Source organism: Castellaniella sp. (genome assembly GCF_034675845.1).
In the GTDB taxonomy this organism is placed as follows: domain Bacteria; phylum Pseudomonadota; class Gammaproteobacteria; order Burkholderiales; family Burkholderiaceae_B; genus Castellaniella.
Genome location: NZ_JAUCCU010000001.1, coordinates 1,554,479 through 1,578,441, shown reverse-complemented (window position 1 = coordinate 1,578,441; position 23,963 = coordinate 1,554,479). Strand labels below are relative to the sequence as shown.

The window sequence follows — 23,963 nt, the reverse complement described above, 5'->3', positions numbered from 1 at the left end:
TCTGCATCAGGCCTGTGGCAAAGACGGCACAATTCTGTCCACCCAGAACATCATCGGCTGATAATCCCCCATCAGCCCCATCTGAATCGACTGAATATAATCCGTCCGGTGAGCCTCCCAGGGACTGTAGTCCAAAGGCCCCAGACCCGCCTGCACAGCCATCACGTCGGCCAGCAACCGAGAAATTCGCCCGTTGCCTTCCCGAAAAGGGTGTATCAAAATAAATTCCACATGCGTCAAGGCAATGGCTTCGATCAAGTCGGCCCTTTGCATGCCTGTGCACGGCGTATAACGCGCCAGGTAACGCTGGTCATACTCATCCAGCAAGGCCGAGATTCGGTCGGCTGCCGCAAAAGGGAATCCGTTTTTGCTCATGTTGACCGAGCGCTCGTAGCCCGCCCAGGTATACACATTACCCAGCCAACGTCGATGCCACTGGCGGATCAGTCGCACCGTGATAGAACTATCCGGCGGCGAACGTAGAACCTCCTCGTAGAGCTTATGCAGCAGCATCAGCTCGGCATGATCCATATCGTCTCGCGTGACGATGTCCAATCTATTTTTCAAGACCTCGCCACCAGAACCTTCCTGGTTAGTGTTCTGCCAGCCGCTGACCTGATATCGGTTCATCAGAGTGCCCCCTGGATACCCCCGGATAATGCCCATTGTCCTTAATCCCGGTGCGAAGGAAAATAGGGACATGAACCCAACACTAGTCCTTAACCTAACTCAACAGCCTCTGGCCATTATCGGCGACATCCACGGCGAGATCCAGGCGCTGGACGAGCTGCTGGAACACTTGGATCACAATCCAGAGACCAAAACCCGTCGGCTGGTCTTTATTGGCGATCTCTGCGATCGCGGTCCCGACAGTGTTGCCGTCATCCAGCGGGTCCGCGAACTGATCGACCAAGGCCGTGCGCTGGCGATTCTAGGCAACCACGAAATCAATCTTCTGGCCAACGATGCAAAAGATGGATCTGGTTGGTTTTTCGATAGCCGCGTCGCGCCAGATACCCCACATTACGCTCCTTTTGCCAGGGCCAATGCCAGTCAACGCCCGGAAATCCGCGATTTTTTCTGCCATCTTCCCCTGGCTATCCGCATGCCCGGCCTACGCATCGTACACGCGGCCTGGGACGCAGCCTCGGTCGAGGCCGTCGCAAAAATCCCCTTGGGAAGCATTCTGGAACTGATCCACGACGCAGACCTGCACATCCAGCGTCTTGCCCAGGAAAACGACCTGGAGGCACGCTACCTGGCCGAACGAGAACGATGGGCAAAACAGCTGGAAGACCCGGACAACCCTCCCCCCTATCTGGATGCTGTGGCTGATTTTGAATCCCTGCAGCAGCGATTCAACCCCATCAAACGCATGACATCCGGCATAGAAGCCCGCAGCCCACAACCCTTTTATTCTGGCCACCGCTGGCGCTATTCCGATCGCATTGCATGGTGGGATCAGGATCAAGACCCTACGCCTGTCGTCATCGGACACTACTGGCGGCTTTTTCAAACACCAAACCACCTCGATGCCTGGCGCTACAGCCGCTTGTTTCGGGATATCGGCCCCACAGCTTGGCATGGTGCTCACCAACAAGCCTTCTGTATCGACTATTCCGTCGGCGGCCGCTGGAGCGAACGTCGTCAGGGGAAGCAAATCGACCCTGCCCACTATCGCCTGGCTGCCCTGCTATGGCCCGAAAACCAACTGGTATTCGACAACGGGCAGTGCTTGAAAACCACCTGAAATCAACTAAAACCTGAAATTTCCAAGCAAACACCCTGTGGATAAGCACTAAGCAGCAATGACGTGCATATCCAGGGGATAACTTGGTGACAAGGTCATTTCCATGTCCAAGTTTTGAATGCATCCACAAATCGTCCCTCAGTCGTCCACATTGTCAGCCACAGGAAAAATCCTTGTAAGCCTCTGACAAATAAGAAAAAATAGAGATGTTCTACTTATCCACAGACACCCATTATTATTCTTATATAGATATTGAAGTTAATAAGAAATGATGGTGGCAGTCATGTTTTTTTGACAGCAAACCTGTCTGACAAAAAACAACGAAATTTGCCGGCTTCCAAACAAAAACATAAATACCGACTTGATCTTCACGCCAGGGAAAAGTCTGCCCTGTGGATAAGCTCTATGACATGCAGATGTGCATTGCATGTGGATGCACCGTGCAAAACCCTGGATTTACCAGGCAACAAAAAAAATGTCCCCAATCTGTGCCACTCTCAGTCACAGAACAATCCACTGAAAAAAATAATACAAGTCATTGAAAATTAATTGAAATTTGACTTGTACCACTTACCCACAGGCATCCATTAGTTTTATCAGTTTTATATAAAAGAAATCAGTAATACAAACAAGAACTCACCACTTGCCACGCACTACAAGACCGAAAGGCGTTCAATTGCAGCGTCCAAGGTTGCATCCTGCTTGGCAAAACAGAAACGCAGCAGTTGATGGTTGGCTTCCGCAGCCTGTGGGTTCTCATAAAATGCAGACACAGGAATCGTGGCAACCCCGGCTTCTCTGGCCAGCCTGATGGCCATTTGTCTTTCCTGTTGATCACCCAGCTTGCTGGTATCGACCAACAAGAAAAAAGTCCCTTCGCAGCGCAATGGCTGCAAACGGGTCTTGCTCAAGCCCTGCACTAGGCGGTCCCGTTTACGCTGGTACAATGGCGATAGCGTCTGGGTTGCATTGCTTTGGCTCAGGTAAGTCGCAATCCCCTGCTGCAGCGGGGTATTGACAGAAAAAACCATGTACTGGTGCACCTTGCGGATTTCCTTGCTGATTGCAGCCGGTGCGCAGCAGTAACCAATTTTCCAACCAGTGATCTGCAGCGTTTTCGCAAAGGACGAAACCAGCACGCAACGCTCGGCCAATTGTGGTCTGGCAACAGGGCTGCAATAAGCTCGCTCATCAAACACAATGTGTTCATAAGCCTCATCCAAAAGAATCAAAAACGGATGCTGTGCTGCAAGTTGCTCCAACGCATCCAGGTCTGCGTCGCGTAAGGTCAATCCGCTGGGATTATGAGGAAAGTTCAGTACCAGCAATCGGGTATTGCGGTTGATTGCTGCAGCGATTGCATCCCAGTCCAATGCAAAGTTTGACTGGCCCCCCCCTGGGGGTGTCATGGCCACCCGTACTGTCTTGCCACCAGCCAGTGTCACCATGGGCGCATAGAGATCGTAGGCAGGATCGATCAGCACCACCTCATCGGCGGGATGAACCAGGGCCAAAATACTCGCGCTCAGGGCCTCGCTAGCGCCTGAAGTCACCGTAATTTCCTGATCCACATCGTATTGCCTGCCTTGCAGCGCTAATACCTTATTGGCAATGGCCTGACGCAATGCAGGAACGCCAATCATGGGGGCGTACTGGTTTGGACCACGCATCATTGCCTGGCATACCACGTCCAATAAATCACTGTCCGGTTGATAATCAGGGAACCCTTGACCCAGGTTGATTGCCTGGACTTCATTGGCTACTGCGTTCATTTGGCTGAAGATGGTGTCGCCCACATTGGGCAGTTTTGAGAGTAATGTTGGCATTTGTTTGGTTTTTACAAAAATCTGTTGTTTTCTAGACGTATTCATGCATAAAGCCTCTAGCACGGATACAATCCGTCTTAGGGAAAACTATGATTTGACTTTAGTTGCTGCGTAGTTATTCTCCCTGTTGCAATGCAATTCAAGCAGCACGCACGTCTCGCAGTAGGCTTGCCCTCTGTCGCTATTGGCTACTCAGGCACGATCTGTTCCGGTTCGCGTTCTTGATTCATTGTTGTTTCTTTTATTTTATTTAGGACGTACCTGATCATGGCTCAAACGGGCAAAGTCAAATGGTTTAACGCTGAAAAAGGTTTCGGCTTCATTACTCCTGACGAAGGCGGCTCTGACGTGTTTGCACACTTCTCCGCTATCGAAGGCCGCGGCTACCGCAGCCTTAACGAAGGGCAAGCAGTTCAATTTGAAGTCAAAGATGGCCCTAAGGGCCCTCAGGCTGCAGAAATCCGCCCCATGTAATTTAGGCGGCTGATTTTGCGGGCACCCTTCGGGGTGCTTTTTTTCGTCTAAAAGTTTTACCCGGTTTTCCTGATGTTGTCCACAGGTTTATCCCCAACAGCAGTTGATGCTGTTTTCACGCGTGCACCTGTGTAGGAAACATGGGTTGATGTTTCACGTGGAACATTGCGTGCAAGCAAACGATTACACGCGCACACAACAATTAGTGTTTCACGTGAAACATACCCATCGCATTGACCGCCTATAATGGCGACAGTCTCTTTTGAATACGCACATGAATTATCCTGAAGAATTTGACGTCTTGGTGATTGGCGGTGGTCATGCCGGGACTGAAGCTGCGCTAGCCGCTGCCCGCATGGGTGCATCTACCCTTTTACTGACTCACAATATGGAAACACTAGGACAAATGTCCTGCAATCCATCCATTGGAGGCATAGGGAAAGGCCATTTAGTCAAGGAGATTGATGCCCTGGGTGGGGCGATGGCCTGGGCGACAGATCTTGCAGGAATTCAATTTCGGATACTGAACCGATCCAAAGGCCCCGCTGTCAGAGCAACACGAGCACAGGCCGATCGTTCCTTATATCGACGCGCTATTCGGATGATTTTGCAGGGTCAAAAGAATCTGATGATTTTTCAGCAATCGGTTGATGATCTGATTCTGGAAGGTGATCGGGTTGTTGGTGCCAAAACGGAAATTGGTTTGGTTTTTCGAGCCAAAACGGTTGTCCTCACAGCAGGGACTTTTTTAAACGGCCTGATGCATGTTGGCCTGTCTCACCATGCTGCTGGACGTGCGGGAGATCCACCCGCCACCAGTTTGGGGCAGAGGCTGAAGGAACTTAAACTTCCACAGGGACGACTTAAGACAGGTACACCACCGCGTATCGATGCCAAAACCATAGACTTCAGCAAGACGCAGGCTCAGGCTGGTGATCTGGACCCTGTTCCTGTATTTTCTTATCTCGGTACGGCGGATATGCATCCGGAACAAGTCCCTTGTTGGATTACGCATACCACCGCCCAATCTCATGAGATTGTCCGCTCTGGGCTGGATCGTTCGCCCTTGTACAGCGACGTCGGAACAATCGACAGCGTTGGTCCTCGGTATTGCCCTTCGATCGAGGACAAGATTCATCGGTTTGCAGATAAAACCAGTCATCAGGTTTTTTTAGAACCCGAGGGCGCTTCGTCCTGTGAAATTTATCCTAATGGAATTTCCACCAGTCTGCCCTTTGATATTCAATATCAGTTGGTTAGGAGCCTGCCTGGATTGGAAAATGCCCGCATTATGCGGCCTGGTTATGCGATCGAGTACGATTATTTTGATCCACGCCACTTGCATGCCTACCTGGAAACCAAGGCCATCAGAAACTTGTTTTTTGCCGGTCAGATTAATGGCACAACGGGCTATGAAGAAGCAGCGGCTCAAGGCTTGCTGGCTGGAGCCAACGCAGCCTTAAGGTCGCAGAATAAGGAGCCTTGGCTGGTTTCGCGTCAGGAAGCCTATCTGGGGGTGTTGGTCGACGATCTTGTAACTAAAGGAGTTACAGAACCCTACAGAATGTTTACTTCTCGTGCGGAATATCGTCTGAGCCTGCGCGAGGACAATGCGGATCAGCGCCTGACCGAAATCGGCCGACGTCTCGGGTTGGTGGACGATGACCGCTGGGATGCGTTTAGCCGCAAACGTGATGCGGTTGCGGCAGAGTTGCAGCGTTTGCAGGAAACCCGGGTCAACCCGGCAGTCCTCAGTGCTCATGACCAGCAGCAGTTGGCGATTCAGCACCCAGACCGGCATCCCAGCCTGCTGGATTTGCTGAAACGTCCTCAGCTTGATTATCTGCAACTCATGGCCTTGCGCGACACACAAGGAAATCTCCTGGCTGGCCCTGGTCTGCAGGCACCGGACTATGCCGAGCAACTGAACATTCAGGTCAAATATGCCGGCTACGTGCAGCGCCAGCGCCTGGATATTGATCGTCAGCAAGCCCAGGAAAACCAAAGCATTCCACTGGATTTTGACTATCAAGCGATTCCCGGCCTGTCCACCGAAGTTCGTCAACGCCTGCAAACTGCGCGGCCGACATCTATTGGCCAGGCCGGCCGGATCTCTGGTGTAACGCCAGCCGCCATTTCTCTGATATTGGTTCATCTCAAGAGACTGCAACGCAGTAAGAAAGCCGCATGAGCAGCAACGCCTTTACTGAATTCAAACCTGCCCTGTTGGCTGCCCTTGAGCAGCTGGGCATGACGAGCGATGTCGGCCGGGCAGATTTGCTGCTGGCGTACCTGCAACAACTGCAGCACTGGAACAAAGCTTATAACCTCACGGCCATCCGCAAGCCCGAAGACATGCTGATACAGCACGTCTTCGATAGCCTCGCGGTCGTGCCAGTTTTGCGGCAACATCGTCACGGACGTGACACGCTGGTCGCAGATATGGGTTCGGGCGCAGGCTTGCCAGGGATCATCCTGGGCATATGCCAGCCTGACTGGCGCATTGTTTGTGTGGACGCCGTGGGCAAGAAAACAGCCTTTATCCGGCAGGCCGCCGGTGCGCTGGGCTTGCCCAACGTCCGGGCATTGCATGGCCGCATCGAAGCCATGGAAAGCTTGCAGGCCGATATTGTGGTCTCCAGGGCGTTTGCTTCGCTGGTGGATTTTGTCGAGATATCGGCGCATCATCGGGCCGATGATGGCGTATTGTGGGCCATGAAGGGCCAGCACCCCGAAGATGAAATTCGTCAGCTCCAGGCTACCGGCCGCTGGGCTGTGGTTTCGAATACAACTTTGCAAGTTCCTCAATTATCAGCACAGCGCTGTTTGCTGGAACTCGGACCCAAGGAATCCCATGACTACCGCTAGCCAGAACCCTTCCGCCCGCGTGTTTTGCGTCGCCAATCAAAAAGGCGGCGTAGGCAAGACTACGACAGCCATCAATCTGGCTGCTGCCTTGTCCATTTATGGCCAACGCGTCTTGCTGGTGGATCTCGACCCCCAAGGCAATGCCACCATGGGCAGTGGCATTGACAAGAACCTGGCGACGGTCAATTTGTATCAAGTCCTGATCGGCGAAGCTCGGGTGGCAGACGCAAGACTGCGTTCTGAGACGGGTCGGTACGATGTGCTGCCGTCGAATCGTGATCTTTCCGGGGCGGAAATCGACCTGGTGGGCATGGAAAATCGAGAAATGCAGCTGAAAAGTGCTCTGGCCCAGGTCAGCGACGAATACGATTTCATTCTGATCGACTGTCCGCCGACTTTATCTCTGTTGACCCTGAATGGCTTGGCCTGTGCTCATGGGGTGGTGATTCCCATGCAATGCGAATACTTTGCGCTGGAAGGCCTGTCCGACCTGGTCAACTCCATCAAGCGCATCTACCGGAATCTGAATACATCGCTTGAACTCATCGGTTTGCTGCGCGTCATGTTTGATCAGCGCGTGACTTTGCAACAACAAGTATCTGAACAGCTGATTTCGCACTTTGGCGACAAGGTTTTCAAAACCGTCATTCCCCGCAATGTACGTCTGGCCGAGGCGCCTAGTCATGGCATGCCCGGCGTGGTGTACGACAAATCTTCCCGGGGTGCCAAGGCTTATCTGCAGTTCGGCGAAGAACTCATTCGTCGCGTAGGGGGCCGGGTGCGTCGTCGCGCCGCCTGATTACGCCACGATAACGACACAGGATTTGAATATATGGCGACACGAAAAAAAGGTTTGGGCCGCGGGCTGGATGCGCTGCTGGGTGATGATCGCGGGGCCTTGGATGCCGTGGGTGCCGGTCACGCCCCAGCCGCGCCCAGCCAGCTGCCTGTGGCGGTATTGCGGGCTGGACGCTATCAGCCCCGTACCCGCATGGACGAAGAAGCCTTGAACGATCTGGCGGATTCGATTCGCGCCCAGGGCATCATGCAACCGATCCTGGTTCGGCCGTTGGAACAAGAGCCAGGGCAATACGAGATCATTGCCGGCGAGCGCCGCTACCGGGCGGCGCAGATCGTGGGCCTGACGGATGTCCCCGTGCTGGTGCGCCAGGTGGCCGACGAGCACGCGGCGGCCATGGCTTTGATTGAAAACATCCAGCGCGAGGACCTCAATCCCCTGGAAGAAGCCCAAGGGGTGCGTCGTTTGCTGGATGAATTCGGGCTGACCCACGAACAGGCGGCTACCGCCATTGGGCGCTCGCGTTCGGCCACCAGCAATCTATTGCGTCTGCTGAATCTGGCCGAACCTGTGCAGACCATGCTGCTGGCTGGCGATATCGACATGGGCCATGCGCGCGCCTTGCTGGCTGCCGATGCGGCACGACAGATTCTCCTGGCCCAGGAAGTCATCGTCCGACGCCTGTCCGTGCGTGATACGGAAAAAAGAGTCGCCCGCGCATTGCGCGACGATGACGAAGTCATCTCCACCCGCGCTGGGCGCGTCGCCAAATCCGGCCTCAAGCCCGGCAACGGCGATCTTGAGCGCCTTGAAAAAGCGCTTTCCGACCACCTGGCTACCCGGGTGCGAATCAAATTCGGCGCCCGTCAGGGCGGCCAATTGGTGATTGATTTTTCAGATTGGGTGCATCTGGATGCCTTGCTGGAGCGTCAAGGACTATCAAAAGTCCTGGAAGAGCAGGAATAAAACCACAGTCGCTTGACACAGGCTCAAAACATCTTCATAATTCGCAATTCGCTTTAGGTGGGGTGCCCGAGTGGTTAAAGGGGGCAGACTGTAAATCTGTTGGCCTTGCGCCTACGTTGGTTCGAATCCAACCCTCACCACCAAAGCTTTAGTTTTCTGTCCACACAGAAAACGCTGTCAGCAGGGAATAAACTCGCGGGTGTAGCTCAATGGTAGAGCAGAAGCCTTCCAAGCTTACGACGAGGGTTCGATTCCCTTCACCCGCTCCAGCGGGTTCCAGCTGATAGTCAGTCACGATTTACGCCCATGTGGCTCAGTGGTAGAGCACTCCCTTGGTAAGGGAGAGGTCAAGCGTTCGATCCGCTTCATGGGCACCACATTTCTATATCAGCTCTCTTATTTCACACAGGAGTCTGCGCCATGGCAAAAGGTAAGTTTGAACGGACCAAACCGCACGTCAACGTGGGTACGATCGGGCACGTTGACCACGGCAAGACGACTCTGACGGCGGCAATCACGACGGTGCTGGCCAAGGCAATGGGCGGCGAAGCCAAGGGCTACGACCAGATTGACAACGCGCCCGAAGAAAAGGCGCGTGGCATCACCATCAGCACGTCGCACGTGGAATACGAGACGGCCAACCGCCACTACGCCCACGTTGACTGCCCGGGTCACGCTGACTATGTCAAGAACATGATCACCGGTGCCGCCCAGATGGACGGTGCGATTCTGGTGTGCTCGGCCGCTGACGGCCCCATGCCCCAGACGCGTGAACACATCCTGCTGGCCCGCCAGGTGGGTGTGCCTTACATCGTTGTGTTCCTGAACAAGTGCGACATGGTCGACGACGAAGAGCTGCTCGAACTGGTCGAGATGGAAGTGCGCGAACTGCTCTCGAAGTACGACTTCCCGGGCGACGACACCCCCATCATCAAGGGTTCCGCCAAGCTGGCGCTTGAAGGCGACGAAGGCCCCCTGGGCTCGCAGGCCATCATGCAGTTGGCCGAAGCGCTGGACACCTATATTCCCCAGCCGGAACGTGCCATTGACGGTGCCTTCCTGATGCCTGTGGAAGACGTGTTCTCGATCTCCGGTCGCGGTACCGTGGTCACGGGTCGCATCGAGCGCGGCATCATCAAGGTTGGTGAAGAAATCGAAGTCGTGGGTATCCATGACACGCTCAAGACCACCTGCACGGGCGTGGAAATGTTCCGCAAGCTGCTGGATCAGGGTCAGGCCGGTGATAACGTCGGTATCTTGCTGCGCGGCACCAAGCGTGAAGAAGTCGAGCGCGGTCAGGTGTTGGCCAAGCCCGGTTCGATCCGCCCGCACACGGACTTCGACGCCGAGGTCTACATTCTGTCCAAGGACGAAGGTGGCCGTCACACGCCGTTCTTCAAGGGCTATCGTCCCCAGTTCTACTTCCGCACGACGGACGTGACCGGCACGATCGAGCTGCCCGAAGACAAGGAAATGGTCCTGCCAGGCGATAACATCTCCATCAAGGTCTGCCTGATTGCGCCCATCGCCATGGAAGAAGGTCTGCGTTTTGCCATCCGCGAAGGCGGCCGTACTGTCGGCGCCGGCGTCGTTGCCAAAATCATCAAGTAATTGATGTATAATAGTGGGCTGGCCGTTCACTATATAGTTTTAAAAAAACGGGGTGTGGCAACGCACCTCCGTTTTTCGGGTCTAGGGGTATAGCTCAATTGGCAGAGCGTCGGTCTCCAAAACCGAAGGTTGAGGGTTCGATTCCTTCTGCCCCTGCCACAATTCATCTCACCGCACAGGCGGTGTCAGCCGCCATAACATGTCTCATCAGAACGTAGTAACCGTCAATAAAACCGCTGACCGTCTTAAGCTCGGCCTGGCCGTGCTGATTCTGGCCGCTGGCATTGTGGCTTATTCGGTTCTGGCTGATCAGTCCATTTATCTCCGTGTCGCGGTGTTTATCGCCGGTTTGGTGATCGCTGCGCTGATCGCGGGGTTCAGCGATACAGGTCGTCGCACCTTGGCCTTTGGCCGCGAAGCCTACAACGAAACCCGTCGCGTGGTTTGGCCCTCGCGCCAGGAAACCACCCGCATGACAGCGATCGTGTTTGCGTTCGTGGTTGCCATGGGTGCGTTGCTGTGGGTGGCAGACAAGCTGTTGGGCTGGGTTATCTACGGCCTGCTGCTGGGCTGGAACTAAGGAAAAATCACCGCATGAGCAAACGATGGTACGTCGTCCATGTCTATTCCGGCATGGAAAAAAGCGTCCACAAGGCTTTGGTAGAACGCATCGAGCGTGCTGAGCTGCAGGATGCGTTCGGGCGGATTTTGGTTCCCTCCGAGGAAGTCGTCGAAATCAAGGATGGTCGTAAGTCGATCACCGAACGACGTATTTTCCCAGGCTATGTTCTGGTCGAGATGGAACTGACTGACGAAACCTGGCACTTGGTCAAAAGCACCAACCGTGTCACTGGATTCTTGGGTGGTTCTGGCAATCGTCCGGCACCAATTTCCGAGCGCGAAGTCGAAAAGATTCTATCCCAAATGGAAGAAGGCGTGGAAAAACCCCGCCCCAAAGTCCTCTTCGAGGTCGGCGAAACCGTCCGCGTCAAAGAAGGCCCATTTGCAGACTTCAACGGCAATGTCGAAGAAGTCAACTACGAGAAAAGCAAGGTCCGGGTTTCGGTCACGATTTTTGGTCGTGCCACTCCCGTCGAACTTGATTTCAGTCAGGTCGAAAAGGTCTGATTATTTAACCGCCAGGCCGCAGCCCAAGGTAAAAAGCGCTCCCTCGGGAGCAGCAAGCCGAAGGTGCCGCGTGGGGCGTTTATTAACCCGGGGAGCCCATCTGTCATCAGCTGGGCGCAACTACCCGACAGGAGCATCGCATGGCGAAAAAAATCGTCGGCTTCATCAAGCTGCAAGTACCAGCTGGTAAGGCCAATCCTTCCCCCCCGATCGGTCCGGCGCTGGGTCAGCGCGGTCTGAACATCATGGAATTCTGCAAGGCCTTCAATGCCAAGACGCAAGGCTTGGAGCCAGGTCTGCCGATTCCGGTGGTGATCACCGCTTTTGCCGACAAGAGCTTCACCTTCATCATGAAGACGCCGCCGGCCACCATTCTGATCAAGAAGGCTGCTGGCATCCAGAAGGCATCTGCGCGCCCCAATACCGAGAAGGTTGGCTCGCTCACGCGTGCCCAGGCCGAAGAAATCGCCAAGACCAAAGAACCTGATTTGACGGCTGCCGATCTGGACGCCGCTGTTCGGACGATCGCCGGTAGCGCCCGCAGCATGGGCATTGATGTCGAAGGGGTGGTGTAATCATGGCAAAGCTCAGCAAACGCGCCGCAGCGATCGCTGCCAAGATCGATCGCACGAAACTCTACCCGGTGGCTGACGCGTTGGCCCTGGTCAAGGAAACCGCAACCGCCAAGTTCGATGAATCCATCGACGTGGCCGTGCAACTCGGCATCGATGCTCGTAAATCCGATCAGCTGGTGCGCGGCTCCGTCGTGCTGCCTGCCGGTACCGGCAAAAGCGTCCGCGTTGCCGTGTTCGCCCAAGGCGAAAAGGCCGAGGCCGCCAAAGCAGCCGGCGCCGATATCGTCGGTATGGACGATCTGGCAGCCAGCATCAAGGACGGCAATATCGATTTCGATATCGTTATTGCCTCGCCCGACACGATGCGCGTGGTCGGTGCCCTGGGCCAGGTACTCGGTCCTCGTGGCCTGATGCCTAACCCCAAGGTCGGCACCGTGACACCCGATGTCGCCACTGCCGTGAAAAACGCCAAGGCCGGTCAGATTCAGTACCGTACCGATAAGGCAGGCATCATCCACGCCACCATTGGCCGTGCTTCTTTTGATGTCGAAAAGCTGCAAAGCAACTTGGGTGCCTTGATCGAGGCCCTCAACAAAGCCCGCCCAGCCGCCGCCAAGGGTATTTACCTGCGCAAGGTCGCTGTGTCCTCCACCATGGGTGGCGGTGCACGCGTCGAGCTTGCCTCGCTGACTGCGCAGGCTTAACAGAACTTTGGGCCGTGACCGGTTTTCGGACCAGTCACCGCTGTCAAAGACCGCTGGAGCCCGACCTCTGTTTCGACAGGAAGATGGCTTAATCCCGGTACATGCCGGATCCAGCGTAGACGGCGCCCAGGAAGATTTCATTCATGAACTCGTCCAGGTGCGCCGCATTCGGTTGATACCGGGGGTTTCCTCGGTATCGTTAGAAGGAGTGTTCAACCATGAGTCTCAATCGCCAAGAAAAGGCGGTGGTCATTGAGGAAGTCTCGGCCGAAATCGGTCGCGCCCAATCAATCGTCATTGCCGAGTACCGTGGTCTGGACGTCGCTTCCGTCACCGTATTGCGCAAAACTGCGCGAGAATCGGGTGTGTTCCTGCGTGTTCTCAAAAACACGCTGGTACGCCGCGCCCTGGCTGGTACGCCTTTTGAAGGTTTATCCGCCCAGCTGACCGGTCCGCTGATCTATGCAATCAGCAGCGATCCGGTCAAAGCTGCCAAGGTCCTGGCCGATTTCGCAAAGACCAACGACAAACTGGCCATTACAGGTGGGGCATTGCCCAACAGCCTGTTGGATCAGGATGGTGTCAAGGCTCTGGCCACGATGCCGTCACGCGATGAATTGCTGTCGATGTTGATGGGTACCATGCAGGCACCTATCGCTCAGTTTGTGCGTACGCTCAACGAAGTCCCCACCAAGTTCGTTCGTGGCCTCGCGGCCGTGCGCGACCAAAAAGAAGCTGCATAAGCTTCTTGTGGACGTCTTCGCTGTGACTAGCGACAACCAAACCTGGCTTATTTAATTATCTGGAGTTCTAAAAATGGCAACTAAAGCTGAAATCCTGGACGCGATCGCCGCTATGAGCGTGCTCGAACTGTCCGAGCTGATCAAAGAAATGGAAGAGAAATTCGGCGTGTCGGCTGCTGCCGCTGCTGTCGCCGTGGCTGCTGCCCCGGCTGCAGGCGCTGCTGCTGCTGAAGAGCAGACCGAGTTCACGGTCGTTCTGGCCGAAGTCGGCGCCAACAAGGTCAGCGTCATCAAGGCTGTTCGCGAAATCACCGGTCTGGGCCTGAAAGAAGCCAAGGACCTGGTCGATGGCGCACCGAAGCCCGTCAAGGAAGGCGTGGACAAGGCTGCTGCTGAAGACGCTCAGAAAAAGCTGGAAGAAGCCGGCGCCAAGGTCGAGTTGAAGTAAGACCTTGTCTGTCGCGCCCGGGGAGCCCCGGGGCATGCGGTTCGGGCCCTGCGCTTGATTTGTGTGTCCTAAAGCCTTCCCGGGCTTTTGCGTTTCCAGAAAACCTGTGTTCTGTGCCAAATCCGGCACCAGAGCCTGGTTTTCTGGAGTCGTAAACCATGGCCGTGGTTAACGGCCTAAGCAACCCTCGAGTCGGAGTGCTCATGCCTTATTCGTACACCGAAAAGAAGCGCATACGCAAGAGCTTTGCCAAGCGCGCGGACGTTCAAAGCGTCCCCTATCTGCTGGCAACGCAATTGCATTCGTTTAAGACCTTTCTGCAAGCGGATACTACACCAGCTAAACGCAAAGATGAAGGGCTTCAGGCGGCCTTCAATTCGATTTTCCCGATCGTCAGCCACAATCAGATGGCACGCCTGGAGTTCGTCAGCTATGTGCTGGGTACGCCGGCGTTCGACGTCAAGGAATGCCAGCTGCGCGGACTGACCTTCGCGTCGCCGCTGCGCGCCAAGGTTCGTCTGGTGCTGATGGACCGCGAAGTCAGCAAACCCACCGTCAAGGAAGTCAAGGAACAAGAAGTCTACATGGGCGAGATCCCGCTCATGACGGACACGGGTTCTTTTGTCATCAATGGCACCGAGCGCGTCATTGTGTCGCAGCTGCACCGCTCGCCCGGAGTCTTCTTTGAGCATGATCGCGGCAAGACCCATAGTTCTGGAAAACTGCTGTTTTCCGCCCGGGTGATTCCTTACCGTGGTTCATGGCTGGATTTTGAGTTCGACCCGAAGGACATTTTGTTTTTCCGGATCGACCGTCGGCGCAAGATGGCCGTCACGATTCTGCTGAAGGCTTTGGGCATGACGCCCGAAGCGATCCTGGCCTATTTCTCCAGTTTTGATCATATTGCCTTGCACAACGAAGGCGGCATGCTGGAATTCGTGCCAGAGCGCTGGAAGGGCGAAGTCGCGCGGTTTGATATCGCCGACAAACAAGGCAATGTCATTGTCGAAAAAGACAAGCGTATCAATGCCAAGCACCTGCGCGACCTGACCACCGCCAAGGTCGATCATATTTCTGTGCCCGAAGATTACCTGCTGGGCCGCGTGTTGGCTAAAAATGTCATCAGCCCGGATACCGGCGAAGTGCTGGCCCAGGCCAATGCCGAGATCACTGAAACGCTGCTGGCTGAATTCCGTACCTCGGGAGTCCGCGACATCGAGACGCTCTATGTCAACGAGCTGAACGAAGGCGCCTATATTTCCCAGACGCTGCGCACTGACGACACCGCCGATCAGATGGCGGCACGCGTGGCCATCTATCGCATGATGCGCCCGGGCGAGCCCCCCACCGAAGAAGCCGTCGAGGCCCTGTTCCATCGTTTGTTCTACTCCGAGGATTCTTACGATCTGTCGCGTGTGGGCCGCATGAAGGTCAATAGCCGCCTGGGTCTGAACGAGGGCAATGCTGGCCCGCTGACCCTCACGGATGACGACATTCTGCACACGATCAAGGTACTGGTGGAACTGCGCAATGGCCGTGGCCAGATCGATGACATCGATCACCTGGGCAATCGCCGCGTGCGTTGCGTGGGCGAACTGGCCGAGAACCAGTTCCGCGCCGGTCTGGTGCGTGTTGAGCGTGCCGTCAAGGAACGCCTGGGTCAGGCCGAGACCGAAAACCTGATGCCGCACGATCTGATCAATTCAAAGCCGATCTCTGCCGCCATCAAGGAATTCTTTGGCTCCAGCCAGCTTTCGCAGTTCATGGACCAGACGAACCCCCTGTCGGAAATCACGCACAAGCGTCGGATTTCGGCTCTGGGACCTGGTGGCCTGACGCGCGAGCGGGCCGGCTTTGAAGTGCGCGACGTGCACCCCACGCACTATGGCCGTGTTTGTCCCATCGAAACGCCTGAAGGCCCGAACATCGGCCTGATCAACTCGTTGGCGCTGTACGCCCGCCTGAATGAATACGGTTTCCTGGAAACCCCGTATCGCAAGATCATCGACGGCAAGGTCTCCGACCAGATCGAATACCTGTCGGCCATCGAAGAAAACAAATACGTCATTGCCCAGGCCAATGCACACCTGGATGACGAAGGGCGTTTCGAGGATGACCTGGTCGCCTGCCGCGAGGCCGGTGAAACCATGCTGACGGCGCCGGAAAACGTCCATTACATGGACGTGGCGCCATCCCAGATCGTTTCTGTGGCCGCTTCGCTGATTCCGTTCCTGGAACACGATGACGCCAACCGGGCGCTGATGGGGGCCAACATGCAGCGCCAGGCCGTGCCTTGCCTGCGGCCTGAAAAGCCGCTGGTGGGCACAGGCATCGAGCGCACCGTGGCGGTTGACTCGGGCACCACCGTGCAGGCCACGCGTGGCGGGATCGTCGATTTCGTCGATGCCGAGCGGGTCGTGATTCGGGTCAACGACGAAGAAAACGTCGCCGGCGAAGTCGGTGTGGACATCTACAACCTGAAGAAATACACGCGTTCCAACCAGAACACCAACATCAACCAGCGCCCCATCGTGTCGCGTGGCGACCTGGTTGCCCGTGGTGATGTGCTGGCCGATGGCGCATCGACCGACCTGGGCGAACTCGCCCTGGGTCAGAACATGCTGATCGCGTTCATGCCCTGGAACGGCTACAACTTCGAGGACTCGGTGCTGATTTCCGAGCGTATCGTGGCCGATGATCGTTATACCTCGATCCACATCGAGGAACTGACCGTCGTGGCGCGCGACACCAAGCTCGGACCCGAGGAAATCACCCGCGATATTTCCAATCTGGCCGAACTCCAGCTGAATCGCCTGGATGATTCCGGCATCGTGCACATCGGCGCTGAAGTCCGTGCCGACGACGTGCTGGTGGGTAAGGTCACGCCTAAGGGCGAGACCCAGTTGACCCCTGAAGAAAAACTGCTGCGCGCCATCTTTGGTGAAAAGGCTTCCGACGTCAAAGACACTTCGCTGCGCGTGCCCTCGGGCATGATCGGCACGGTGATCGACGTTCAGGTCTTTACCCGCGAGGGCATTGACCGCGACAAACGCGCCCAGTCCATCATCGATGACGAACTGCGTCGCTATCGTCAAGACCTCAATGACCAGTTGCGCATTGTTGAAAACGATGCCTTCGATCGCCTGCGCAAACAGTTGCTGGGCAAGACGGTCAATGGTGGTCCGCGCAAGCTGGCCAAGGGGACGGAACTGTTGGCCGAGTATCTGGATGATCTGGATCGCTGGCAGTGGTTCGATATCCGCCTGGCCGACGAAGACGCTGCCGTTGTGCTGGAACAGGTCAAGGACGCCCTGGAGCAGAAACGCCACCAGTTCGATCTGGCCTTCGAAGAAAAGCGCAAAAAACTCACGCAGGGCGACGAATTGCCGCCGGGCGTGCTGAAGATGATCAAGGTCTATCTGGCCGTCAAGCGTCGCTTGCAGCCGGGCGACAAGATGGCCGGTCGCCACGGTAACAAGGGTGTAGTCTCGCGCATCACCCCGGTCGAAGACATGCCGCACATGGCCGATGGCACGCCAGTCGACATCGTGCTGAATCCCCTGGGCGTGCCTTCACGGATGAATATCGGTCAGGTGCTTGAAGTTCACCTGGGCTGGGCCGCCAAGGGCCTGGGCCAGCGGGTGGCCGACATGCTGGACGAAGAACGTGGCGCACAAGTCAAAACCGTGCGCAAGCTGCTGGAAACCATTTACGGCAGCACCGTCAATCTGAACCAGCTGTCCGATGACGAAATCATGTCGATGGCCAATAACCTGCGCCGGGGTGTGCCACTGGCCACGCCGGTGTTTGACGGCGCCGCTGAAGAAGACATTACCCACATGCTCGAAGTCGCCTACCCGGATGACATCGCCGAGCGCCTGAAGCTCACCAGCGGTCGCACGCAGGCCTGGCTGATCGACGGTCGCACGGGCGAGGAATTCGAGCGGCCCGTCACCGTGGGCTATATGCACTTCCTCAAGCTGCACCACTTGGTCGACGACAAGATGCACGCGCGTTCCACCGGCCCGTACTCGCTGGTCACGCAGCAGCCTTTGGGCGGCAAGGCCCAGTTCGGGGGTCAGCGTTTCGGGGAAATGGAAGTCTGGGCGCTGGAAGCCTATGGCGCTGCCTATACCCTGCAGGAAATGCTGACTGTGAAATCCGACGATATCTCCGGACGTACCAAGGTCTACGAGAACATCGTCAAGGGCGATCACGTGATCGATGCGGGCATGCCCGAGTCCTTCAACGTGCTGGTCAAGGAAATTCGATCCTTGTCTCTGGACATGGATCTGGAGCGTAAATAATGAAAGCGCTACTCGATCTCTTTAAGCAAGTCTCCCAGGACGAACAATTCGACGCCATCAAGATCGGCATCGCCTCGCCGGAAAAGATTCGTTCGTGGTCCTTCGGCGAAGTTCGCAAGCCTGAGACCATCAACTACCGCACGTTCAAACCCGAACGTGACGGTCTGTTCTGCGCCAAAATCTTCGGCCCGATCAAGGATTACGAGTGCTTGTGCGGCAAGTACAAGCGCCTGAAGCACCGTGGTGTGATCTGCGAAAAGTGCGGGGTCGAAGTCACGGTGGCCAAGGTCCGCCGCGAACGCATGGGTCATATCGAGCTGGCCAGCCCGGTCGCACACATCTGGTTCCTGAAATCCCTGCCGTCGCGGTTGGGGATGGTGCTGGACATGACGTTGCGCGACATCGAGCGCGTACTGTATTTTGAGGCCTGGTGCGTGATCGAACCGGGCATGACGCCGCTCAAGCGCGGTCAGATCATGTCCGATGATGACTATCTGGCCAAGACCGAGGAATACGGCGATGATTTCCATGCCCTGATGGGTGCGGAAGCCGTGCGCGAACTGCTGCGCACCATCGACATCGATTCCGAAGTCGAGCGCCTGCGCGCCGAACTCAAGGCCACGGGCTCGGATGCCAAGATCAAGAAAATCTCCAAGCGCCTGAAGGTTCTGGAGGGCTTCCAGAAGTCCGGCATCAAGCCCGACTGGATGATCATGGAAGTGCTGCCGGTGTTGCCGCCGGACCTGCGTCCCTTGGTGCCGCTGGACGGGGGGCGTTTCGCCACCTCGGACCTGAATGATCTCTATCGCCGCGTCATCAACCGCAATAATCGTCTGAAGCGCCTGCTGGAACTCAAGGCCCCGGACATCATTTTGCGCAACGAAAAACGCATGCTGCAGGAATCCGTCGATTCGCTGCTGGACAATGGTCGTCGCGGCAAGGCCATGACGGGCGCCAACAAGCGCCAGCTGAAGTCCCTGTCCGACATGATCAAGGGCAAGAGCGGGCGTTTCCGTCAGAACCTGCTGGGCAAGCGCGTCGACTACTCGGGTCGCTCCGTGATCGTGGTGGGCCCGCAGCTGCGTCTGCACCAGTGCGGTCTGCCGAAGCTGATGGCGCTCGAACTGTTCAAGCCCTTCATTTTCAATCGCTTGGAAATGATGGGTTTGGCCACCACCATCAAGGCGGCCAAGAAACTGGTCGAAAGCCAGGAACCTGTCGTCTGGGATATTCTCGAAGAAGTCATTCGAGAACACCCCGTCATGCTGAACCGCGCCCCGACGCTGCACCGCCTGGGTATCCAGGCCTTTGAGCCGCAGCTGATCGAGGGCAAGGCCATCCAGCTGCATCCGCTGGTTTGCGCAGCCTTTAACGCTGACTTTGACGGCGACCAGATGGCTGTGCACGTGCCGCTGTCGCTGGAAGCCCAGCTGGAAGCCCGCACCCTGATGCTGGCCTCCAATAACGTCCTGTTCCCGGCCAACGGCGAACCCGCCATCGTGCCGTCGCAGGATATCGTGCTGGGTCTTTACTACGCCACGCGTGAACGCATCAACGGCAAGGGCGAGGGCATGTTCCTGGCCGATCTGGCCGAAGTCCAGCGCGCCTACGACAACCACGAAGTCGAGCTGCAGACGCGCATTACCACCCGGGTGCCCGAGTACACCAAGGGCGAGGACGGTGAGTGGCACGAGCAGGTCATCCGCCACCAGACGACGGTTGGCCGTGCCTTGCTGTCCGAGATTCTGCCGCAGGGCCTGCCGTTCAACGTGCTGAACAAAGCCCTGAAGAAAAAAGAAATCTCCAAGCTCATCAATATGTCGTACCGTCGCTGCGGCCTGCGGGCCACGGTGATCTTCGCCGATAAGCTGATGCAGTCCGGCTACCGCCTGGCCACGCGCGCCGGGGTTTCCATTGCCATGGGCGACATGGTGGTGCCTGCCGCCAAGCGCGACATCCTGGCCCAGGCCTCTACCGAGGTCAAGGAAATCGACCGCCAGTATTCCTCCGGTCTGGTGACCGCCCAGGAACGCTACAACAACGTGGTGGATATCTGGGGCAAGGCAGGCGATCGCGTCGGCAAGGCCATGATGGAGCAGCTCTCCACCGAGCCTGTGCTGGATCGCCACGGCAACGAAACGCGCCAGGAATCGTTCAACTCCATCTACATGATGGCCGATTCCGGGGCCCGAGGCTCTGCCGCCCAGATTCGTCAGTTGGCCGGTATGCGCGGCCTGATGGCCAAGCCTGACGGCTCGATCATCGAGACCCCCATCACGGCCAACTTCCGTGAAGGCCTGAACGTGCTGCAGTACTTCATCTCCACGCACGGGGCGCGCAAGGGTCTGGCGGATACGGCACTGAAGACGGCCAACTCTGGTTACCTGACGCGCCGCCTGGTCGACGTGACCCAGGATCTGGTGATTACCGAAGACGATTGCGGCACCTCGCACGGCTATGTCATGAAGGCATTGCTGGAAGGCGGCGAAGTCGTCGAAGCTTTGGGCGACCGCGTCCTGGGTCGTGTTGCCGCCATCGATGTGGTCAACCCCGACACCCAGGAAACCGTCATTACGGCCGGCACCCTGCTGGACGAAGACATTGTCGAGCTCATCGAGCAGCTGAATATCGACGAGGTCAAGATCCGCACGCCGCTGACCTGCGAAACCCGCCATGGTCTATGCGCCCACTGTTATGGACGCGATCTGGGCCGTGGTTCCCTGGTCAACAAGGGCGAGGCGGTCGGTGTGATTGCGGCCCAGTCCATCGGTGAGCCGGGCACTCAGCTGACGATGCGTACGTTCCACATCGGTGGTGCGGCCTCGCGTTCGGCCATGGCCAGCTCTATCGAGACCAAGTCCGCTGGCGCGGTGGGCTTTGCCATTGGTCTGCGTTATCTGACCAACGCCAAGGGTGACCGCATTGCAGTGTCGCGTTCTGGTGAAATCGTGGTTTACGACGATAACCGCCGTGAACGCGAACGCCATAAAGTCCCCTACGGCGCCACGATTCTGGTAGGCGATGGCGACAGCATCAAGGCCGGTACGAAGCTGGCCTCGTGGGATCCGCTGACGCGTCCTATCGTTTCCGAATACACGGGTGCCATTCGCTTTGCCAACGTCGAAGAAGGCGTGACCGTGGCCAAGCAGGTGGACGAAATCACCGGCCTGTCCACGCTGGTGGTGATTACGCCCAAGACCCGCGGCACCAAGGGTGCAGGGGGTCGGCCGCAGATTCTGTTGCTGGACGAGCTGGGCCAGGAAATCAAGGTGGCCGGTACCGAACACGCTGTGGCGATCTCGCTGCCGGTGGGCGCGCTGATCACCGTGCGTGATGGCCAGACCGTCGGGGTGGGGGATTTCCTCGCCCGGATTCCGCAGGAATCGCAGAAGACCCGCGACATTACCGGGGGTCTGCCGCGTGTGGCCGAGCTTTTCGAAGCCCGTTCCCCGAAGGACGCCGGCGTCTTGGCCGAAGTCACTGGGACGGTATCTTTCGGCAAGGACACCAAGGGCAAGCAGCGCCTGGTGATTACCGACATGGAAGGCGTCAGCCACGAGTTCCTGATTTCCAAGGAAAAGCAGGTGCTGGTGCACGATGGCCAGGTGGTCAACAAGGGCGAACTGGTGGTCGATGGTCCGGCAGATCCGCACGATATTTTGCGTCTGCAAGGCATCGAGCCTCTGGCGTCTTATGTGGTCAACGAAGTCCAGGACGTTTATCGTCTGCAGGGCGTGAAGATCAACGACAAGCACATCGAAGTCATTGTGCGCCAGATGCTGCGCCGCGTGAATATCTCCAACCCGGGTGATACCGATTTCATCACGGGCGAACAGGTCGAACGCGCCGAATTGCTGAATGCCAATGATCAGATGGAAGCCGAGGGCAAGCTCCCGGCCTCTTATGACAACGTTTTGCTGGGCATCACCAAGGCCTCGCTGTCCACGGACTCGTTCATCTCGGCGGCTTCCTTCCAGGAAACCACCCGGGTGCTGACCGAAGCCGCCATCATGGGCAAACGCGACGATCTGCGTGGCTTGAAGGAAAACGTCATTGTGGGTCGCTTGATCCCGGCAGGGACAGGCATGTCTTATCACATCGCCCGTCACGACCGCGAAATCTTCGAGGCTGCCGAACGCGCCGCCGCACGCGAACTCGCTAACCCGTTTACCGATCCGTCGGAAATGGCGCACGCGGGTTCCGACGAAATGGATGCCGCACCCGCTGCGGATTTGGATACCCCGTCCGAGGAGTAAACCACTTTGCTGGTCTGATCCAAGGTCGGCAATACGCCGATGATGTAAAAAAACCCCTGTCCGGAAGTCATCCCGGGCAGGGGTTTTTTCTGGGGTCCCTAGACGTCGCGCAGACATGGTCGTGGCGCATTTGTTACGCTAAGGCCTTTCTCACCACAACGCCGACCCCCCATGACTGATCGCTATGCTGTCATTGGCAATCCGATTGCCCAGTCCAAATCCCCTGTGATCCATATGGCGTTTGCCCGACAATTCGGCCAAGACATCCACTACGAGGCTATTTTGGCCGCACCGGATGCGTTCGAGCGAACCGTGCGGGCCTTCATCGCGGCTGGTGGCAAGGGCATGAATGTCACGGCACCATTCAAGCTGGAAGCCCTGATGCTGTCCGATCATCTCAGCGAACGGGCGCGGGCAGCCCAGGCTGTGAATACCCTGAGCTTTACTCAGGATGGCATACAGGGCGACAACACGGATGGTTTTGGTTTGGTCTTTGATATCCAGCACTGCCTGGGCAGGCTATTGGCGGATCAACGTGTTCTGGTGGTTGGGGCAGGGGGCGCGGCCCGTGGCGTCCTGTTGCCGCTGTTGCGCGCCCGCCCTGCCAGTTTGCTGGTCGTCAATCGCAGTGTGGACAAGGCTCAGGCTTTGATCGAGCCCTGGAAGCATGACCAGCCCATTGCGGCAGGTGGATTTGCTGCGGCCCGAGGCGGGCGATTCGACGTGGTCATCAACGCAACTTCGGCCGGCCTGTCCGACAGTGTTCTGGACCTGGGCCAGGATTTATATGCGCCGGGCGCCTTGGCTTACGAAATGGTTTACGGACGCGAGACTGCATTCATGGCGGATGCCCGCGCTCAGGGGGCTGCGGTGGTAGCCGATGGCTTGGGCATGCTGGTCGGGCAGGCGGCGGAATCATTCCGCCTCTGGCGCGGCGTCATGCCGGATGTTACTCAGATGCTGAATCAACTAAGGTGATCGCGGCCCGCAGTCCCAGCAGATAGCTGTCTACCCCGAAGCCGCAGATCTGGCCGCGCACGATGGGGGCCAGCACGGATTCGTGGCGGAAGGCCTCGCGGGCGTGGATATTGGACATATGGACTTCGATGATGGGGATGGTCAATATCGCCAGGGCATCCCGGATGCCATAACTGTAATGCGTCCAGGCCCCGGCATTGATCAGCAGCGCATCCGTGCCATCCGTATGCGCCTGGTGGATGCGTTCGACCATGGCACCTTCGCAGTTGCTCTGGAAGCAAGCCACATCGGCATCCAGGTCGGCGCCCAGCGTCTGTAGCTGCTGGTCAATCTCGGCCAGAGTCGCGGTGCCGTACTGCGCGGGGTCGCGCTTGCCGAACATATTCAGGTTGATGCCGTGCAGGACGAGGATATTCATGATTTCCCTGGTTGCTGGTGGAAAAGAGCGCTACCGCCGGATTCTGACGCATGGCCGGTGGGTCTGTCCAGGCTGCGATTCTGAATTGATCCAGGCTGTGTTGTGCCGATTT

Annotated in this window: 19 protein-coding genes and 4 tRNA genes; 20 read left to right on the top strand and 3 right to left on the bottom strand. The window is 57.0% G+C overall.

The features are described from left to right. Positions 1-6: 6 nt before the first annotated feature. On the bottom strand, positions 7-630 hold the full coding sequence (locus tag VDP81_RS07660) for a Fic/DOC family protein (RefSeq protein ID WP_322995784.1): 624 nt from the start codon (positions 628-630) through the stop codon (positions 7-9). 70 nt (positions 631-700) lie between these two features. Between VDP81_RS07660 and VDP81_RS07655 the strand changes: the two genes are divergently transcribed. Next, positions 701-1,750, top strand: a complete 1,050-nt coding sequence (locus VDP81_RS07655; protein ID WP_322995783.1) for a metallophosphoesterase — start codon at positions 701-703, stop codon at positions 1,748-1,750. Positions 1,751-2,403: 653 nt separating this feature from the next. On the opposite strand, the gene VDP81_RS07650 is transcribed toward VDP81_RS07655, so the two are convergent. After that, the gene (locus tag VDP81_RS07650; RefSeq protein ID WP_323011958.1) at positions 2,404-3,621 is read right to left on the bottom strand and encodes a methionine aminotransferase; all 1,218 of its coding nucleotides are present in this window, start codon (positions 3,619-3,621) and stop codon (positions 2,404-2,406) included. A gap of 222 nt (positions 3,622-3,843) precedes the next feature. Here VDP81_RS07650 and VDP81_RS07645 point away from each other — a divergent pair, with 222 nt between their 5' ends. The 19 genes from VDP81_RS07645 (at position 3,844) to aroE (ending at position 23,433) form a co-directional block, all read left to right on the top strand. Next, positions 3,844-4,050 (top strand): cold-shock protein, encoded by a 207-nt coding sequence (locus VDP81_RS07645; RefSeq protein WP_322995781.1) that lies wholly within the window; start codon positions 3,844-3,846, stop codon positions 4,048-4,050. 274 nt (positions 4,051-4,324) lie between these two features. Beyond that, complete coding sequence (mnmG, locus tag VDP81_RS07640; protein ID WP_322996414.1) at positions 4,325-6,241, top strand: tRNA uridine-5-carboxymethylaminomethyl(34) synthesis enzyme MnmG; 1,917 nt, start codon at positions 4,325-4,327, stop codon at positions 6,239-6,241. Beyond that, entirely contained in the window at positions 6,238-6,918 is a 681-nt protein-coding gene (gene rsmG, locus VDP81_RS07635; RefSeq protein WP_323011957.1) for a 16S rRNA (guanine(527)-N(7))-methyltransferase RsmG, read from the top strand. Before mnmG ends, rsmG begins: the two co-directional genes overlap by 4 nt. Continuing rightward, entirely contained in the window at positions 6,905-7,717 is an 813-nt protein-coding gene (locus VDP81_RS07630; RefSeq protein WP_323011956.1) for a ParA family protein, read from the top strand. Before rsmG ends, VDP81_RS07630 begins: the two co-directional genes overlap by 14 nt. A gap of 33 nt (positions 7,718-7,750) precedes the next feature. Continuing rightward, entirely contained in the window at positions 7,751-8,683 is a 933-nt protein-coding gene (locus VDP81_RS07625; RefSeq protein WP_323011955.1) for a ParB/RepB/Spo0J family partition protein, read from the top strand. A 56-nt stretch (positions 8,684-8,739) separates the two neighbouring features. Beyond that, positions 8,740-8,826: transfer RNA gene (locus VDP81_RS07620), tRNA-Tyr, on the top strand. A 52-nt stretch (positions 8,827-8,878) separates the two neighbouring features. Continuing rightward, positions 8,879-8,952, top strand: a tRNA-Gly gene (locus VDP81_RS07615). A 33-nt stretch (positions 8,953-8,985) separates the two neighbouring features. Further along, a tRNA-Thr gene (locus VDP81_RS07610) sits at positions 8,986-9,060 on the top strand. A 43-nt stretch (positions 9,061-9,103) separates the two neighbouring features. Continuing rightward, entirely contained in the window at positions 9,104-10,294 is a 1,191-nt protein-coding gene (gene tuf, locus VDP81_RS07605; RefSeq protein WP_322995764.1) for an elongation factor Tu, read from the top strand. A gap of 83 nt (positions 10,295-10,377) precedes the next feature. Next, a tRNA-Trp gene (locus VDP81_RS07600) sits at positions 10,378-10,453 on the top strand. 40 nt (positions 10,454-10,493) lie between these two features. Beyond that, entirely contained in the window at positions 10,494-10,874 is a 381-nt protein-coding gene (secE, locus tag VDP81_RS07595) for a preprotein translocase subunit SecE (RefSeq protein ID WP_323011954.1), read from the top strand. A gap of 14 nt (positions 10,875-10,888) precedes the next feature. Then, the gene (nusG, locus tag VDP81_RS07590; protein ID WP_322995776.1) at positions 10,889-11,422 is read left to right on the top strand and encodes a transcription termination/antitermination protein NusG; all 534 of its coding nucleotides are present in this window, start codon (positions 10,889-10,891) and stop codon (positions 11,420-11,422) included. Positions 11,423-11,562: 140 nt separating this feature from the next. Continuing rightward, the gene (rplK, locus tag VDP81_RS07585; RefSeq protein ID WP_322995775.1) at positions 11,563-11,997 is read left to right on the top strand and encodes a 50S ribosomal protein L11; all 435 of its coding nucleotides are present in this window, start codon (positions 11,563-11,565) and stop codon (positions 11,995-11,997) included. A 2-nt stretch (positions 11,998-11,999) separates the two neighbouring features. After that, positions 12,000-12,701 carry a 50S ribosomal protein L1 gene (rplA, locus tag VDP81_RS07580; protein WP_322995774.1) on the top strand — a complete coding sequence of 234 codons (702 nt, stop codon included), beginning with the start codon at positions 12,000-12,002 and terminating at the stop codon, positions 12,699-12,701. 218 nt (positions 12,702-12,919) lie between these two features. Next, positions 12,920-13,444: a 50S ribosomal protein L10 gene (rplJ, locus tag VDP81_RS07575; protein ID WP_322995773.1), complete on the top strand. Its 525-nt coding sequence runs from the start codon at positions 12,920-12,922 to the stop codon at positions 13,442-13,444. 73 nt (positions 13,445-13,517) lie between these two features. After that, a complete protein-coding gene (rplL, locus tag VDP81_RS07570) occupies positions 13,518-13,892 on the top strand; it encodes a 50S ribosomal protein L7/L12 (protein WP_322995772.1) in 375 nt (124 codons plus the stop codon). 203 nt (positions 13,893-14,095) lie between these two features. Then, positions 14,096-18,199, top strand: a complete 4,104-nt coding sequence (gene rpoB / locus VDP81_RS07565; protein WP_322995771.1) for a DNA-directed RNA polymerase subunit beta — start codon at positions 14,096-14,098, stop codon at positions 18,197-18,199. Continuing rightward, a complete protein-coding gene (gene rpoC, locus VDP81_RS07560) occupies positions 18,199-22,455 on the top strand; it encodes a DNA-directed RNA polymerase subunit beta' (protein ID WP_323011953.1) in 4,257 nt (1,418 codons plus the stop codon). The genes rpoB and rpoC overlap by 1 nt, the downstream gene beginning before the upstream one ends. A 171-nt stretch (positions 22,456-22,626) precedes the next feature. Then, a complete protein-coding gene (gene aroE, locus VDP81_RS07555) occupies positions 22,627-23,433 on the top strand; it encodes a shikimate dehydrogenase (protein WP_323011952.1) in 807 nt (268 codons plus the stop codon). On the opposite strand, the gene aroQ is transcribed toward aroE, so the two are convergent. Continuing rightward, entirely contained in the window at positions 23,405-23,851 is a 447-nt protein-coding gene (gene aroQ, locus VDP81_RS07550; RefSeq protein ID WP_323011951.1) for a type II 3-dehydroquinate dehydratase, read from the bottom strand. The two genes, aroE and aroQ, sit on opposite strands and share 29 nt — an antisense overlap. Positions 23,852-23,963 lie beyond the last annotated feature (112 nt).

What these genes read in the sequence shown, in the direction of transcription:
- VDP81_RS07625 (WP_323011955.1), top strand. Translation starts at nt 7,751, where the DNA reads ATGGCGACACGAAAAAAAGGTTTGGGCCGCGGGCTGGATGCGCTGCTG.
- rplJ (WP_322995773.1), top strand. Translation starts at nt 12,920, where the DNA reads ATGAGTCTCAATCGCCAAGAAAAGGCGGTGGTCATTGAGGAAGTCTCG.
- rplL (WP_322995772.1), top strand. Translation starts at nt 13,518, where the DNA reads ATGGCAACTAAAGCTGAAATCCTGGACGCGATCGCCGCTATGAGCGTG.
- rsmG (WP_323011957.1), top strand. Translation starts at nt 6,238, where the DNA reads ATGAGCAGCAACGCCTTTACTGAATTCAAACCTGCCCTGTTGGCTGCC.
- aroQ (WP_323011951.1), bottom strand. Translation starts at nt 23,851, where the DNA reads ATGAATATCCTCGTCCTGCACGGCATCAACCTGAATATGTTCGGCAAG.
- mnmG (WP_322996414.1), top strand. Translation starts at nt 4,325, where the DNA reads ATGAATTATCCTGAAGAATTTGACGTCTTGGTGATTGGCGGTGGTCAT.
- tuf (WP_322995764.1), top strand. Translation starts at nt 9,104, where the DNA reads ATGGCAAAAGGTAAGTTTGAACGGACCAAACCGCACGTCAACGTGGGT.
- VDP81_RS07660 (WP_322995784.1), bottom strand. Translation starts at nt 630, where the DNA reads ATGAACCGATATCAGGTCAGCGGCTGGCAGAACACTAACCAGGAAGGT.
- aroE (WP_323011952.1), top strand. Translation starts at nt 22,627, where the DNA reads ATGACTGATCGCTATGCTGTCATTGGCAATCCGATTGCCCAGTCCAAA.
- VDP81_RS07630 (WP_323011956.1), top strand. Translation starts at nt 6,905, where the DNA reads ATGACTACCGCTAGCCAGAACCCTTCCGCCCGCGTGTTTTGCGTCGCC.
- rplA (WP_322995774.1), top strand. Translation starts at nt 12,000, where the DNA reads ATGGCAAAGCTCAGCAAACGCGCCGCAGCGATCGCTGCCAAGATCGAT.
- nusG (WP_322995776.1), top strand. Translation starts at nt 10,889, where the DNA reads ATGAGCAAACGATGGTACGTCGTCCATGTCTATTCCGGCATGGAAAAA.
- VDP81_RS07655 (WP_322995783.1), top strand. Translation starts at nt 701, where the DNA reads ATGAACCCAACACTAGTCCTTAACCTAACTCAACAGCCTCTGGCCATT.
- rplK (WP_322995775.1), top strand. Translation starts at nt 11,563, where the DNA reads ATGGCGAAAAAAATCGTCGGCTTCATCAAGCTGCAAGTACCAGCTGGT.
- rpoC (WP_323011953.1), top strand. Translation starts at nt 18,199, where the DNA reads ATGAAAGCGCTACTCGATCTCTTTAAGCAAGTCTCCCAGGACGAACAA.
- VDP81_RS07650 (WP_323011958.1), bottom strand. Translation starts at nt 3,621, where the DNA reads ATGAATACGTCTAGAAAACAACAGATTTTTGTAAAAACCAAACAAATG.
- VDP81_RS07645 (WP_322995781.1), top strand. Translation starts at nt 3,844, where the DNA reads ATGGCTCAAACGGGCAAAGTCAAATGGTTTAACGCTGAAAAAGGTTTC.
- secE (WP_323011954.1), top strand. Translation starts at nt 10,494, where the DNA reads ATGTCTCATCAGAACGTAGTAACCGTCAATAAAACCGCTGACCGTCTT.
- rpoB (WP_322995771.1), top strand. Translation starts at nt 14,096, where the DNA reads ATGCCTTATTCGTACACCGAAAAGAAGCGCATACGCAAGAGCTTTGCC.